The sequence below is a fragment of the Coprobacter sp. genome (assembly GCF_982436375.1).
This window is the reverse complement of sequence record NZ_CEWDCG010000051.1, coordinates 1-16113: the sequence shown is the minus strand read 5'-3', so window position 1 is coordinate 16113 and position 16113 is coordinate 1. Positions and strand designations below refer to the sequence as shown.

Annotated in this window: 13 protein-coding genes and 1 pseudogene; 10 read left to right on the top strand and 4 right to left on the bottom strand. The window is 38.4% G+C overall.

Annotated features, from left to right (window positions below; all coding sequences use genetic code 11):
* Positions 1-7: 7 nt before the first annotated feature.
* The 5 genes from AC1WHX_RS04710 (at position 8) to AC1WHX_RS04690 (ending at position 4767) form a co-directional block, all read left to right on the top strand.
* Positions 8-244 (top strand): acyl carrier protein, encoded by a 237-nt coding sequence (locus tag AC1WHX_RS04710; RefSeq protein WP_009318239.1) that lies wholly within the window; start codon positions 8-10, stop codon positions 242-244.
* A 17-nt stretch (positions 245-261) separates the two neighbouring features.
* Positions 262-1524 (top strand): beta-ketoacyl-ACP synthase II, encoded by a 1263-nt coding sequence (fabF, locus tag AC1WHX_RS04705; RefSeq protein ID WP_009318240.1) that lies wholly within the window; start codon positions 262-264, stop codon positions 1522-1524.
* Between the two features lie 37 nt (positions 1525-1561).
* On the top strand, positions 1562-2398 hold the full coding sequence (gene rnc, locus AC1WHX_RS04700) for a ribonuclease III (protein ID WP_009318241.1): 837 nt from the start codon (positions 1562-1564) through the stop codon (positions 2396-2398).
* A 323-nt stretch (positions 2399-2721) separates the two neighbouring features.
* Positions 2722-3051, top strand: coding sequence for a Spi family protease inhibitor (locus AC1WHX_RS04695; protein ID WP_302544826.1), 330 nt, complete (start codon positions 2722-2724; stop codon positions 3049-3051).
* 39 nt (positions 3052-3090) lie between these two features.
* A complete protein-coding gene (locus tag AC1WHX_RS04690; RefSeq protein ID WP_302544825.1) occupies positions 3091-4767 on the top strand; it encodes a C10 family peptidase in 1677 nt (558 codons plus the stop codon).
* A gap of 237 nt (positions 4768-5004) precedes the next feature.
* Here the strand turns inward: AC1WHX_RS04690 and pnp are convergent, their stop codons facing one another.
* Positions 5005-7167, bottom strand: coding sequence for a polyribonucleotide nucleotidyltransferase (gene pnp / locus AC1WHX_RS04685; RefSeq protein WP_009318243.1), 2163 nt, complete (start codon positions 7165-7167; stop codon positions 5005-5007).
* A gap of 214 nt (positions 7168-7381) precedes the next feature.
* On the opposite strand from pnp, the gene AC1WHX_RS04680 reads away from it, so the two are divergent.
* The 5 genes and pseudogenes from AC1WHX_RS04680 (at position 7382) to AC1WHX_RS04660 (ending at position 11762) form a co-directional block, all read left to right on the top strand.
* A complete protein-coding gene (locus tag AC1WHX_RS04680) occupies positions 7382-8512 on the top strand; it encodes a TlpA disulfide reductase family protein (RefSeq protein WP_022599955.1) in 1131 nt (376 codons plus the stop codon).
* 198 nt (positions 8513-8710) lie between these two features.
* Positions 8711-9181 carry a transcription elongation factor GreA gene (gene greA, locus AC1WHX_RS04675; RefSeq protein WP_009318245.1) on the top strand — a complete coding sequence of 157 codons (471 nt, stop codon included), beginning with the start codon at positions 8711-8713 and terminating at the stop codon, positions 9179-9181.
* A 137-nt stretch (positions 9182-9318) separates the two neighbouring features.
* A complete protein-coding gene (locus AC1WHX_RS04670) occupies positions 9319-9714 on the top strand; it encodes an HIT family protein (RefSeq protein ID WP_009318246.1) in 396 nt (131 codons plus the stop codon).
* Positions 9715-9948: 234 nt separating this feature from the next.
* Positions 9949-10524, top strand: coding sequence for a DNA-3-methyladenine glycosylase I (locus AC1WHX_RS04665; protein WP_122338255.1), 576 nt, complete (start codon positions 9949-9951; stop codon positions 10522-10524).
* A 57-nt stretch (positions 10525-10581) separates the two neighbouring features.
* Positions 10582-11762: pseudogene (locus AC1WHX_RS04660) on the top strand (DUF418 domain-containing protein).
* 144 nt (positions 11763-11906) lie between these two features.
* Here the strand turns inward: AC1WHX_RS04660 and AC1WHX_RS04655 are convergent.
* From AC1WHX_RS04655 to AC1WHX_RS04645, 3 genes are all read right to left on the bottom strand, one after another.
* Positions 11907-13052, bottom strand: coding sequence for an acyltransferase family protein (locus AC1WHX_RS04655; RefSeq protein ID WP_302544824.1), 1146 nt, complete (start codon positions 13050-13052; stop codon positions 11907-11909).
* A gap of 282 nt (positions 13053-13334) precedes the next feature.
* A complete protein-coding gene (locus AC1WHX_RS04650; RefSeq protein WP_481228906.1) occupies positions 13335-13835 on the bottom strand; it encodes a Crp/Fnr family transcriptional regulator in 501 nt (166 codons plus the stop codon).
* Positions 13836-14199: 364 nt separating this feature from the next.
* A complete protein-coding gene (locus tag AC1WHX_RS04645) occupies positions 14200-15882 on the bottom strand; it encodes a tetratricopeptide repeat protein (RefSeq protein ID WP_031258149.1) in 1683 nt (560 codons plus the stop codon).
* Positions 15883-16113 lie beyond the last annotated feature (231 nt).

Genomic DNA, 16113 nt, shown 5'->3' with positions numbered 1-16113 from the left:
GGAAGTTATGTCTGAAATTGCATCAAGAGTAAAAGCAATCATCGTTGACAAATTAGGAGTAGAAGAATCTGAAGTTACACCAGAAGCAAGCTTCACAAACGATCTTGGAGCAGATTCTCTTGACACTGTAGAATTGATCATGGAATTCGAAAAAGAATTCGGTATCACGATTCCTGATGATCAAGCAGAAAAAATCGGAACTGTTGGCGATGCTGTATCATACATCGAAGCTAACGCGAAGTAACTGAATACTCTACTTTTATGGAATTAAAAAGAGTTGTTGTAACAGGTCTGGGGGCAGTTACGCCATTGGGACTCAACGTTGATGAAACTTGGGAAGCCCTGTTGAATGGAGTAAGTGGTGCCGGACCTATTACTCATTTTGATGCTTCACAATTCAAGACACAGTTTGCTTGTGAAGTAAAAAATTTCGACCCTACACTTTATCTCGATAAAAAAGAGGTGCGCAAATTCGACCGATATGCGCAATTTGCTGTTGCTGCAGCAAAAGAAGCTGTCGGAGATTCGGCTTTAGACCTTGAAAAAGTAGATAAAAACAGGGTGGGAGTTATATTTGCTGCCGGTATCGGTGGTATACGGACTTTTGAAGAAGAAGTTGGCGGATACTTTACCAATATAGAACGCGGCCCTAAATTCAATCCGTTTTTCATCCCTAAAATGATTGCCGACATCGCTGCCGGTCATATCTCTATGATTTACGGATTTCATGGTCCTAACTATGCAACGGTTTCGGCTTGTGCATCATCTACTCATTCCCTGATCGATGCATTCAATAATATTCGTTTAGGAAAAGCCGATGTTATCGTAACTGGTGGAGCTGAAGCAGCAATATCCGTAGCAGGAATCGGTGGATTTAACGCAATGCACGCCATTTCGACCCGCAATGAAGATCCCCAAACGGCATCTCGCCCATTCAGTGCTAGCCGTGACGGTTTCGTTATGGGAGAAGGCGGTGTTTGCCTTATACTCGAAGAATTGAATCACGCTTTAGCTCGTGGAGCAAAAATATATGCAGAAGTTGTCGGTGGCGGTATGTCTGCAGACGCCTATCACTTGACAGCAACTCACCCTGAAGGTCTCGGAGCAAAATTAGTTATGCAAAATGCCCTGAGTGATGCAGAGATGAAGCCTGAAGAAGTAGATTATATTAATGTACACGGTACATCGACACCGGTAGGCGATATATCGGAAGTTAAGGCGATCAAATCTGTATTCGGAGATCATGCTTATGAGCTGAATATAAGTTCAACCAAATCGATGACCGGACACTTATTAGGTGCAGCCGGAGCTATTGAAGCTATGATTTGTGTAAAAACCGTTGAAAATGACATCGTTCCTCCGACAATAAACTTTACCGAAGGAGACGAAGATCCGGAAATTGATTACAAATTGAATTTTACATTCAACAAACCTCAAAAGAGGACTGTTAATGTAGCTCTGTCCAATACTTTCGGATTCGGCGGTCATAATGCAAGCATCATCGTAAAGAAATTCAAAGGATAACGTGTTTCTGAACTTTTATAAAAGAATACGGCTTTTTGTGCAAAAGCACAAAGGGCCGTATTCTTTGTTTTATCAAATACTCGGATTCTACCCCAATAACATAAATTTATACGAACAGGCATTTGTCCACCGTTCATCGGATATCCGTACCCAAGAAGGGCAACGAATCAACAACGAACGATTAGAATTTTTAGGGGATGCAATTCTCGACGCAGTTGTCTCAGATATCCTGTTCAATAAATTTCCGAATAAAAAAGAAGGCTTTTTATCCAATACACGATCAAAAATCGTAAAAAGAGATACACTGAACGACATTGCCATAAAAATGGGATTGGATAAACTCGTACAGACTTCTATCCGGACAAATACTCATAACAATTATATTTACGGCAATGCTTTCGAAGCCTTCATCGGAGCTATATATCTTGATCAAGGGTATGAAACATGCAAAACATTTATCCAAGACCGCATAATCGCACCTTATATAGATTTATCGGTAATTGCACGGAAAGAAGTCAATTTCAAATCAAAATTGATAGAATGGGGACAAAAAAACCGTATCGATGTATCGTTCTCTCTCATCGAAGCCTTTACTGACAAAGAAAATAATCCCATATTTCAGTTTCAAGCAATTCTCGCCGGAAATCCATGTGGAATAGGGATCGGCTATTCTAAAAAAGAAGCTCAACAAAATGCAGCACAAATAGCCTTGACTCGTGTAAAAAACGACCAAACATTCGCCCAATCAATACTTAGTGCACAAAAAAAACAGGAATTAAATCTTTCAGAAAAAGAAAATAACGAAAATTTTAGAGAGCAATTCTCCTTATCTTTTACAAACCACGATTCTCCAGATAAACCTCACGAATCTTAAATAACTTTATTTAATCAATAAAGTAAAAAACATTTACTCAAAACTGGTATTATAGGCTCATAGAAACTGTCTGATTTTTCTAATAAGCGAACATTATCAAGTCATTTCCACGTTTTCTCCCGACAAAACTTTTATCACGACCTTAATTTTGATCCAAAATTAGCCAATATCGAAAACCATAATAATATAGAAATCAATATTTCAAACTACTTTGTTAATCTCAAATTCAATTCTTATATTTACCAAACATGATTAACATTACAAAAATCAGATTTGTACACAACTGCATACGCATCATATTTAACCACTAATACCACAACAGAATGAAACAAATTTTACAAAAACTACTGGTTGTAACTTTTTTACTTGCAATTACACAGCAGTTAGATGCCCATAAAATTGAAGTTACCGACGCTCTATCGACGGCTAAAAATTTTATTGCCAACACTGAATACGACAAAAAGGCTATTGCCACAAACTTGGAACTCGTATACACCGAGAGCGCTGCCAATACTCCTCTCTACTACGTGTTCAACATAACTAGAGGCGGTTTTATCATTACCGCTGCCGACGATCGCGTAACAGAGATACTTGCATACGTAGACAAGGGTTCATACAATCCCTCAACACTGCCCGCAAACATGCGCTGGTGACTTGGCGAATACGCACGACAAATAAAGGCAGTATGCTCCATGCCAGAAGTTACAGAGCAAACACACGCCGCTAAAGCCGTAAAAACAGGAATAAAGCCCTTGCTCGAAACCGAATGGTCACAAGAAGCCCCGTTCAATCAACTTTGCAGTTACAGTAATGGTACAAGTATCTCACCCGCTGTAACCGGATGTGTAGCCACTGCAATGTCGCAAATCATGTATTTCCACAAATGGCCCGAAAAGAGCACGGGATCGTACAGCTACGACTACTCGATAGACGTAAACGGCAAAGAAGTACAGCAACACAAGGAAAGCAACTTTGCTGAGCACACATACGATTATGCGGCCATGTTGCCCTCATACCGTTCCGGCTACACACAACAGCAAGCCGATGCAGTGGCTCTTTTGATGTTCGACTGTGCAATTAGCGTAAATTCGCTTTTCAATGACACAAACATAGGCACAGCCGGCGCATTGAACTGGGCCGTTTATTCATTTCAAGATTACTTTGGATATGCAAAAACTGCAGCAGAAATAAGCCGCAGCAACATTACTAACGATGATGAATGGGAAACGCTTGTATACAACGACTTACAAGCAGGACTTCCGGCTTTCTACTCCGGTAATGACGATAGCGGCAGCGGACACACGTTCGTTTGCGATGGTTACAAAGATGGCCTTTCCCATATTAATTGGGGATGGGAAGGTACTTTTAACGGGCACTTTGCCCTATCGGGTACTGATGCCCTCAATCCTTATACCGGAGCAGGACTTCACGGTCAAGGTTACCGCAACGACCAGCGTATTATAACAGGACTAAAGCCGGCTAAAGCCAGCAGTGGTGTTGTTGCACAAGACGCCATTACCATTTCACAAAACTCAGCAACTCGCGGTGATGAACTATTCGTTTCGGGAAACATGATAAATATCTCCAACACCGAGGAAGTTTACATGGGATTAGAATTGACCGATGTGGCAACAGGTGAGAAAATTATAGTGGGTATAACCGACTACACCTTTGCTCCGGGTAACCGTTTCAGCGCATTGCTACTGAACACGAGCGATATTGTAAAGAACGGCACATTCGAAGTATGGCCAGTTTACCAAATAAGCGGCACCACAGAATGGATACGCATAGAAGCGGCTACGGGCCAAAGCAAAGCACCGCAACTTACCATTTCGGACAAAACACCGACAATATACGTAACCGCACCTATCAGTTTCGAACACGAGAATTTCACATCTATAGAAAATCTCAAACTTTATGTAAAACTGCAAGCTCTCGAAAACGTAAGTAACATAGAATTCCGCGCATATTTCAAGCAACCTTGGGACGGCCAGACCGGAGCTACATTGACCGGTACTGTTGCTTCACTGGAAAACGGAGACATAACCACCCTTGTCCTCACACCGCTCGGCTCTACGGCCAATCTGCGACAAGAGATACCTTACTCGCTCGAACTATACTTGTACGAAAACGAACAGAATGTCAAAATTCCGATTTCGAGCAATACCAAGATTAACAACGCTATGATTGTAAGCGCAGAAAAAGAAGAAGAACTCGGTATCGAGAACGTAACGACCGACAATACCATAGTAGACGTTTTCACGATTGACGGTGTTTTGATTCGTCACAAAGTAAGCAATGACAGAGCTTTGGAAAACCTTCCTAAAGGCATATACATTGTAAACGGACGCAAGATGTTGGTAAAATAACGTTTCGTACGCACTACAAAGAAGAGGCTGTCCAAAAATTCAGGCTGAATTTGAGATGGCCTCTGTTTTTTATTTCAGATTTAAATTGGGATATTCAGTAAATGGAAAAAGCTCGGTACAATACCGAGCTTTATTCCGATCTAAGAGTGTATTTCAACAATGTTTAACCATAACTTGGGGACACATCAAAGTGTCAACACCCCTATTCTTATTTTACAAGAATCTTTCTACAAATAATTAATCTTTGTTTTCCTTTTTCGAACGGTCACGTTTGTCTTGACGTTCGGGACGAGGTTGTAATGCTTTCATAGAAAGGCGGAACTTTCCGGTCTTTTTATCGATTTCGATCAACTTAACCGTAACCTCATCTCCTTCTTTAATTCCAGACTGTTCCATCGATTCAATGCGATCCCAGCTTATCTCCGAAATATGCAACAAACCGTCTTTTCCCGGCATAAACTCAATAAATGCACCAAAAGCAAGAATCGATTTTACTTTTCCGGTATAAACTTCTCCTTCTTCGGGAACAGCCACTATACCTTTGATTCTGGACAGAGCCGCATCAATAGACTCCCGGCAAGGTGCAGCAATCTCGATACGTCCGATATTATCCACTTCTTCAATCGTAACAACAGCTCCTGTTGCTTCTTGAATTCCTTGAATAATTTTCCCGCCCGGACCTATTACCGCACCGATCATATCTTTCGGAATAGTCAAAGTTTCGATACGCGGAGCATGAGGTTTCATGTCAGGACGCGGTTCTGGTATCGTTTCAAGAATTTTACCAAGTATATGCATACGACCTTCACGAGCTTGTGCTAAAGCCTTTTCAAGTACTTCATAAGAAAGTCCGTCAACTTTTATATCCATTTGAGTTGCCGTAATACCGTCTTTTGTACCTGTTACCTTAAAGTCCATGTCTCCAAGATGGTCTTCATCTCCAAGTATATCGGACAATACAGCAAATTTCACATTATCTTTATCCGTAATCAATCCCATAGCGATACCGGATACAGGCTTCTTGATTTTAACTCCGGCATCCATCAATGCCAAAGTTCCGGCACAAACCGTTGCCATAGAAGAGGAACCGTTTGATTCAAGAATATCCGACACGATACGAATCACATAAGGATAGTCTTTAGGGATCATCCGTTTCAATGCACGATTTGCCAAATTACCATGACCGATTTCCCGACGGCCGACTCCTCTTTGCGCTTTAGCCTCACCGGTAGAGAACGGAGGGAAATTATAATGAAGTAAGAAACGCTCACGAGTTTGATCCAGCACATCGTCAACAATTTTCTCATCCAATTTAGTACCCAATGTTACTGTTGACAAAGATTGAGTTTCTCCACGTGTAAATACTGCCGATCCGTGAGGTCCTGGAAGATAGTCCACCTCACACCAGATAGGACGGATTTGAGTCGTAGTACGACCGTCCAAGCGTTTCCCTTCATCCAAAATACACCGACGAACAGCTTCTTTCTCGACATCATGATAATAGCGTTTTACCAAAGCTTCCTTTTCTGCGGCAGCCTCAGCATCCATCCCGGCAAGATACTCGGTTACGATAGCTTCAAAAGCTTCAGAACGAGCATGTTTATTCGCATTACCAGACTGTGCTATAGCATAAGCCTTGTCATAACATTTTTCCCAAACATCCTTACGAAGTTCTTCGTCATTCACTTCATGGCAATAGGTACGTTTTACAGTAGAACCGACAGCTTCCGCCAATTCGATTTGCACCTGACACTGTTTCTTGATAGCTTCATGAGCGACTTTCATCGCTTCGAGCAATTCTGCTTCCGAAACTTCATCCATTTCTCCCTCTACCATCATGATATTTTCCATAGTCGCTCCTACCATAATATCGATATCGGCTTTTTCCAACTCTTCGAATGTAGGATTAATTTTAAATTGTCCGTCGATACGAGCAACACGAACTTCAGAGATAGGACCGTTAAACGGGATATCAGAAACGGCAAGGGCTGCTGATGCTGCCAATCCGGCTAATGCATCGGGCATATCGTGACCGTCGGAAGAAAACATTATTATATTTACGAACGTATCTGCATGATAATTATCAGGGAACAAAGGACGTAATACACGGTCAACCAAACGTGCCGTCAAGATTTCATAATCCGAAGCACGGCCTTCTCTCTTTGTAAAACCTCCCGGGAAACGCCCGTAAGCTGAATATTTCTCTTTATACTCTACTTGTAAGGGCATAAAATCCACCCCTTCGCCGGCTTCCTGTGCCGACACTACGGTAGCCAAAAGCATGGTATTACCCATTCGGACTTCTACTGCCCCGTCAGCTTGTTTAGCCAATTTTCCAGTTTCGATCGTGATGGTTCTTCCATCTCCTAAATCGATCGTTTTCTTAATAGGATTAATCATAAAATTTTTTCTTGTTCACTTTCTTTCCAAATTCATGCAAAGATAATTAAAGTTTAAGTGCAACAAGGTGAAAATGAAAGAAAAATCTTATCGAACACTCTATTTTCACCTTTTATTACAGTAAAATCTCTATTTTGGGTCTTTAAATTTATAAAATGCGGTTTGTTCTATGAAAAAATATATCTTTGCAAAGAGAAAAGCATAAAAATATCTTATGAAAAAGTACCTTTATCTATTAACTGTTATCGTGACCTTTTCGGCTTGCCACCGCAATGATTTTACCGTAACGGGAAATGTTTCGGACGCAGAAGGAAAAACGCTCTATTTCGAAGCTACGCAAATCGACAAAATCGTCACTTTGGATTCTATAAAATTGAAGTCGGACGGAAAGTTCACATTCTACGCTCCGAAAACCGAATTCCCCGAATTTTACAGGTTACGCCTCGACAGTTCATATATCCACTTTGCCATAGATTCTACAGAAACCGTCACTTTTCAGACATCCGGCAAATCTTTTACGGATTACTCTGTAGAAGGGTCGGAAGAAAATAAACAAATACAAGAAGTTTCTAAAGCAGGAAGTCTATTAAAAAATGAAGTTGATAAAATTTTAAGTAATACCGGAACTTCGGACAGCATCCGAATAGCAAACGCCAAAAGGTTATTAAACGCTCTCGATCAATACAAAAAAACGACCTTACCTATTATATACGGAAACCCCAAATCAAAAGCCGCTTATTTTGCCATTTTCCAGCAAGTTAACGGAAACATAATTTTCGATCCGTTCGACAAAGAAGACAGTAAAGCCATCCGTGCCGTAGCAAATGCGTACGATGTATATTATAAAGGCTCACATCGAGCCAAGCAACTTTACAATATGGCCATAGCTTCTCTTCAAGCCGAACGACAACTAAAACAGCCGACTTTGTTAGAACAAGCAAAAGAGGCATCTCTGATAGATATATCGTTGCCTGACATCAAAGGGAAACAACAGAAGTTATCAGATCTGAAAGGAAAAGTTGTTTTACTCGATTTTACAGCTTATCAAACCGATTATTCACCGGAATATAATATCTTACTTGCCAAAATATATAAACAATTCAGAGACAAAGGATTTGAAATTTATCAAGTATCTTTAGACAATAATGAAAATTTCTGGAAAGTATCGGCATCAAATCTTCCATGGATATGCGTACGGGATGAGGCCAGCATCTACTCTACCGTAGCGAATTTATACAATGTAAAAAATCTTCCGAGCGCATTTCTTATCGACAGGACAGGTGCAATACAAAAACGGATAGCTTCAATAGAATCAATTTCAGGAGAGATTCAAAAACTCCTATAAAGAATAGTTCTAAAATAAAAGTTTTATTCAGAGAAAGTTAGAAAGATTGTCGTTTTTATTTGGAAAGTAAAAAAAAGAACTTATCTTTGCAATAGAGAACACACAAAAAGGAGTTCCGGCTTAACAGCGGGAATTCTTTTTTGTTTTATAACACAGAAGACAAAACAATTAAAAATTAAACTATAGGAGATCAAAATTATGGCTATTGTTTATATGACCGAAGAAGGTTATAAAAAAATGCTTGAAGAGATTACTTTTCTCGAAACTGTAAAAAGGCCTGAAATATCAAGGCAAATCGCGGAAGCTCGTGATAAAGGCGACCTCTCGGAAAATGCGGAATATGATGCGGCAAAAGAGGCGCAAGGTCTATTGGAAATGAAAATCGCCCAATTAAAAGATAAAGTCGCAAATGCACGCATGATCGATGACACAAAACTGAACACTCATACCGTACAGATACTGAATAAGGTAAAAATAAAGAACACAAAAAATAACGCGGTTATGCAATATATGCTCGTATCGGAAAGCGAAGCAAATTTGAAAGAAGGAAAGATTGCCGTAAGCACACCGATAGGGAAAGGATTACTTGGGAAAAAAGTAGGAGATATTGCAGAAATACAAGTTCCGTCAGGAATTATGACATTCGAAATTATCGATATATCGATTTAAAATGGAACGACACCTCGGGTTTGATGCCCGGACGGTGTCGTTCTTGCTATACAGACTGCCCCTGCGTACATATCCTATAGTTTACCGTACGTTGCGGGCAGTTTTTCAAAAAATACTTAATTCAAATAAATATAACTATGCCAACTATTTTCAGTCGTATCGTAGCAGGTGAGATTCCATGCTACAAAATTGCCGAAGACGAGAAATATTTTGCATTTCTCGATATCAATCCTTTAGCAGAAGGTCATACATTAGTCATTCCCAAGGCAGAAGGAGATTACATATTCGACATGTCAGACGAAGATTATTCAGGACTGACCTTATTTGCAAAGAAAGTTGCCAAGGCTATCGAAAAAGCGATTCCCTGTAAACGTGTAGGAGTAGCCGTTATGGGATTGGAAGTCCCGCATACCCACATTCATCTAATCCCTATTAACAAGGAAACAGACATGTACTTCTCAAAGGAGAAGTTAAAAGTGTCTTCTGAAAAAATGGAAAAAATAGCAGCTTCTATCGCTTCAAAAATAAAATAGTCCGTTTAAACGGAAATTTGCATTCGAATCACGCAATCATTCAAAAAAGCATTACCAATATATACAAGAAGCTAACCCAATTGAAAAAGCCGGTTTCATCTCATAACAAACCGGCTTTTTTACTTTCCAATATAGCAAAACCCACAATTTTTTTATAAATTCACATCGTCACTCTCAAAGGTCATATATTAATAACATCAGACTAACAATAATAGAATTTTATACATCAAGATAATGAAAGACATAATAAATACACGCTGTGACTGGGCAGGAACAGATGAGCTATATATAAAATATCATGACGAAGAATGGGGCAGGCTTGTTACCGATGATAAAACATTATTTGAATTTCTGGTTCTTGAAAGTGCCCAAGCCGGATTGGCATGGATTACCATTCTCAGAAAACGAGAAGGATACAAAAAAGCTTTTCATCACTTTGACGTAGAACAAGTTGCACGCATGACTTCAGAAGACATAGAACAACTAATGCAATTTGACGGCATTATACGAAACCGTCTAAAAATCAAATCTACAATTACAAATGCAAAACTTTTTCTCACCATACAGAAAGAGTTCGGGAGCTTTTATAATTATATATTATCATTCTTCCCTGATAAAAAACCGATAATTAACAAATTCAAGTCATTAAGTGAAATACCCGTGTCGTCTCCCGAATCCGATGCAATGAGCAAAGACATGAAAAAACGGGGATTCAAATTCTTCGGAACTACTATTTGCTACGCTTATCTACAAGCGACAGGATTCATCAACGATCACCTGACAGACTGTATTTGTCGAAAAAATAAATAAAGATGATACAAATAAAATTTCAATTCGCATAATATTAAAATTACCGACAAATCATACATGGAACAGCTCATCAACAAAAATTCTCGTATTGAAGTCGTAGATGCTCTACGAGGATTTGCTGTAATGGCAATCATCTTGGTTCATAATCTGGAACATTTCATTTTTCCGGTTTATCCGACCGACTCGCCAAACTGGTTGAATATCTTAGATCAAGGTATATATTCAACGGAATTTTTTCTCTTTTTGCGGGAAAAGCCTATGCCATCTTCGCTCTTTTGTTCGGATTTACATTCTACATACAAACCAACAATCAAAGAAAACGGGGTAAAGATTTCGGCTATCGTTTCCTCTGGCGTTTAATATTGTTAGTCGGTTTCGCAACATTAAATGCAGCCTTTTTCCCGGCAGGAGATGTCTTACTGTTATTCGTAGTGACAGGACCGATATTATTTTTTACACGAAATTGGAGTAACAAAGCCATTATCATAACCTCTGTCATTTTTCTGTTGCAACCCATCGAATGGTATCATTATATCGCCAATCTGATAAACCCGACACACCGGTTGCCTAACCTCAAAGTAGGCGAAATGTATGCAGAAGTAGCAGAATATATAAAAGGCGGAAATTTTTGGGATTTCATCTTAGGAAACATCACATTAGGACAAAAAGCCAGTTTGTTATGGGCCATAAACGCAGGACGCTTTTTCCAAACAGCAGGATTATTTCTATTAGGTTTCTATATCGGCAAAAAGCAACTTTTCGTTTCTTCCGAAAAAAATCTCCATTTCTGGGTAAAGATACTGATTGTCTCCGCTATTGCATTTGCACCTTTATATACATTGAAAGATCTTATTATGGACAATACTCCAATCATACGACAAACAGCAGGAACGGCATTTGACATGTGGCAAAAATTAGCCTTTACTCTGGTCTTGGTAGCATCTTTCATACTTCTTTACCAAAACAAGAAGTTTCATAATAGGGTCAACAATTTATGTTTTTATGGTAGAATGAGCCTTACCAATTACATCGCCCAATCTATAATAGGAGCAATTATTTATTTTCCATTTGGCTTGTACCTCGCACCATATTGCGGATATACAGTCAGTTTATTAATCGGATTTTTTACATTCCTACTGCAAGTAAAGTTCTGCAAATGGTGGTTGTCGAAACATAAACAAGGGCCATTAGAACTTATTTGGCACAAATGGACTTGGTTGGGCGTAAATAAGCAATAACAGATAAACTAGAGAAGCAACATCAAGAACTATATTGCCAAAGCGAACCAAATGCCTGTTTAAAATTTCTTGCATCGTAGCATTGAGAAAAATGCAAAAAGAGCAGCTCGATTTTATCCGGTCGTTATCCTAAAAAAACAATCGTTATTTTTTAGATAAAAATCTCTTGCTCAACCATCTTCTTATAGGCTCGTCATATAACTTCAGGCAAAGATACGCGAGCAAAATATTTCCGAAAAAAAGTAACAAAACTACCGCCCACACTTGCCCAAATGTCAGATCATTATTCCACACCCATGCATAAAAAAGGTACATAAAAGGATAATGAACAATATACACAGGGTAAGATATATCTCCAAAAAACTTACATATTTTTAATGTCCATTTATCTGTTGTTTTACCAGATGCTCCCCAATAGACCAATAACGGAAAAAGCAAAATAGCACACACCGAATCATAAATACCATTTATCCACGAAAATTCTTTATTACCGACATACGGGACAGAGAGTAATACGGCAATCACCAAACTACAAATCCAGAAAGCGCCTCTGATTTTAACTGGTTTGAAGACTCGAGACATAAGCAAACCTGCGGAAAACGAAAACATCAAACGTAAAAAACCTCCGATCAGATTATAATCCAGAAGTGTCCAACCTACCCCTAAATGTCCATAACCCGAAAGGCCGGAGATCGCAAATGCAGCTAATCCGATTCCGGACAATGAAACAAGCAAAGCAAGTGACTTGGTAGACAATCGACGAATAAATAAAGCATACAGGATATTTCCTATATACTCAAAAAACAAAGACCAGCTCGGACCATTTAAAGGATACATCTCTCCATTTCCCCGAACTTCTACCTTCGAACCGGGTATTGCTGGGATAAGAAAAAGATTGAGTAGCATAGCAAGCATTAACACTGATAAAGAGACTTGCGAGCCATCCCATTTTTCGCTACCTTGTATATAAAATGTACAAGCTCCTAAAATAGCCCCCATAACAACCATCGGATGCAGACGAATCAACCGGCGTTTCACAAAATCCTTCACTGTCATTGTCATCTTCCAACGATCGTCATAAGCATATCCTATAACGAACCCCGACAGAATAAAAAAGAAATCGACAGCTAAATATCCATGATTAAATTTCTGATCTATGGGACTTGTTGCAAAAGCTTCAAAAACATGATACCATATCACCAAAAGAGCTGCGACACCCCTTAATCCATCAAGAAGTTCATAATGAGGTTTTGAATCTGAAAATGCAGAAGAAGATAATGTTTTTTGCATATATATTTAGAATTTAAGTTTTACTTAGAGCCTGTATAAGCTTTCCGACAAAAAATATTGTCAGGTCATTTTTGTGTTTTCTTCTAATCTTTTTTCCTGTTTTCACTTGTCAGATAGCCCACTATCAACCTCGTAAACACAAAAAAACATCCTCAAAAGAAACTCTCAAGCCTGGCCCGAATAAAATTCAGACAGACTCTTTGGCTCTGACAATCGGAGTTCAAAATTACGATATTTATATCGTATTTCGATTGTCCTACATCAAATTCGCCTTCTTAAATATTATTTTTGGGCTCTAAGTCGACTCAATGTCGGGAGAGTTATACCCAAATAAGAAGCGACATACCCCAATTGTACCCGCTGGTATATATGAGGAAATTGACGCTTGAATTCTTCATACCGCTCTTTTGCAGACAATGTAAGACGATCTTTGTGCGAACGATGTAAACGTCGATACTCATTTTGATGAATAATCCTACCCCAATTAGCCAATTCTATATTGGTCCGGAAAAGATGCAACAAATCATCCAATGATATTTTATAGGTCACGACATTCTCAAGAGTCTCCACAAACTCTTCACTCATTCTATTATAATAAAGTTCATCCATACTGAATACAATACCTCCTTCGCAAGAAAAAGACGTGGTTATCTCTTCCCCGTTCACCAACCAAAAAGAACGGGTCGCTCCTTCTTCAATAAAATAAGCGAACTTACAGAAACTATCAACTTTTATCAACTGAAATCTTTTAGGGAAACGGCATAATTCCACATGTTTCTTCAAAATACATATGGTATCGTCAGAAATAGGATACAAAGATCTATCTGATTGATTACATTTTTCATAAATACTTAATGCAAGGTAAACAAAGAGATATTATTCAATAGACAAAAATAAACAAAATGTCTGTTAATCATTTCAGAAAAAAGATAACATAAATCTTATCTGAAAAACAAGAGGCCTTTTATACCATATTTTCTGCCGAACATTCGCCATCTGCCTACAGTAAATCCCGAATTGTTTGAAATCTTTAAACTCTTGAATAACTTTTATCCATTAACATCTTGAGCAAAAAGTAATACGACTTCAAATAAAAAAGAGTACCCGAATTCGGGTACTCTTCTTGTTTAATAAGAAAACACTCTTTTTATTTCGTCAAAGAAGAAATATCATATTTTGCAAATTCAATATCTGCAGCAGCAAAAGCCTTCATCTGATTATCCAAACTGATAGCTTTTTGCAGATTTTCCTTAACCATCTTTTCGTTGTTTGTACGAGCACCTACAACAGCCAACAGATAAAGAGTCGTAGCGTCTTTTCCGTTGTTGATAGAAGACAATGTATTCTTAGCTTTGTTATAATCTTTAGTCAAGATCTGTGCAATAGCAGCATTGTTGCTCTTTGTATCGCCGAATGCTTTAACAGCTTTCTGATATTCACCTTTCTTCAAATAAAGAACACCGGTAGCTTCTTTCAATTCATCGATACCTGCAGCATTACCGAATTCTTGAGCTGCTTTATTATAATCATTCTTAGCCAAGCTGATCAAACCTAGGTTCATTTGAACTTCCGGAGCTTTCGGATCGATCTTAGCAGCTTTCTTGAACCAGTTTTCTGCTTCAGCTACATTTTGTTTCTGATAATAAGCCATACCTACATTGTTATAAGCACGGTAATCGTTCGGATAAATTTCTGCAGCTTTTTTATAGATAGCGATTTTGTCATCTTTAGAATCGGTCAACGTACCGGCATATAATAATTCATCCAACGTCAAAGACTTAGGATCAGAAGCAGCGAGTTTACTGATTTCAGCATCTGATTTACCGATAATATCGATACTTGCCGTGATTCTTGAATAACGCAATTGAGGAAGAATTTCATCAGCCAATACTTTGAATGTACTTGACATATTCTTTATCTCTTTTTCACGTTGTTCGGGATCTGAATACATAGAAAGAACACGAAGGATAAGGTCTTTGTCCTGAATATTCGATTTTTCAACCAATTCTTTGAAACCTTCCCAGTCTTGAGCTGTAAACTCAGCAGTCATATCAGTTTCGATATTGCCTTTTTTCAACTGTTCGTTCATATATTTCACCGTATTCTTTTCACGGTTTTCAGCCAATTTGGTATTCAATTCAACACCACCATCGGGAGATGCATAAGAAGAAATATTGATTCCTTTAAGTTCTTTATTTGCAGCGCTGGCAGCATTAGCCACTTCGTTGTGGAATTCTTTCATCTGATCAGTAGATAACTGATTTGCACGGATATTAGCTTGTTGAATCAAGAACAAAATATCTGCTTTACGGCTTTCGTTGATAATACGTTGGAATTTATCTGCTGCAAGTGCAGGTTTTACAGTAGCTGCATTGCTGATTTCGGCTGTAGCCAACACTCCTTCTGCAACTTTTACACGAGGCAAATCATAAGATTTAGAACCTTTTTGTACTTTAAAAGCAAGATATAAATCAGATTTTCTCATTTGAGGAATATAATCAAATGAAGCCTTCATTGTGATATTTCCACCTAATTTATAAGAAATAGTCTGATTATTTCCTTTCACTTTTTCTCCTTGATAAGTATATGAAGCAGCTGCAGTCTCGCCTCCTTCATAAACCAAATAAGGAGTAACGGTAACCGTAACTTTCTTTTTGAAATACTTTTCAGGGAATTTTCCTGTAATCGTTGCGGCAACCTTTCCGCCTACAACTTCAAGTGGAGAGGGAGTTACGGTAAAGTAATCTGCCGATAATCCACCCATTTTTTTACATCCTACAAAGGCCACTAAAACAGCCAATAATAAGGGTAAATAGAGTTTTTTATTCATAACTAATTGTTTAATTGGGTTATACTTCTTCTTAATATTCACAAAAGTAACACTAATTTTTAATTTAACATCCTATTATGCAAAAAAATAGGAACAAACTGTTTCCGACATCATATAAGACATCAAATTATCGAGACAAATATAGTTAAATTTCTGACAATCGAATACTGAAAATAATATTTTTTTTTAGTATAAAAGTCAGATAATCCGCCCTCAATCTCGCCTTTTTCT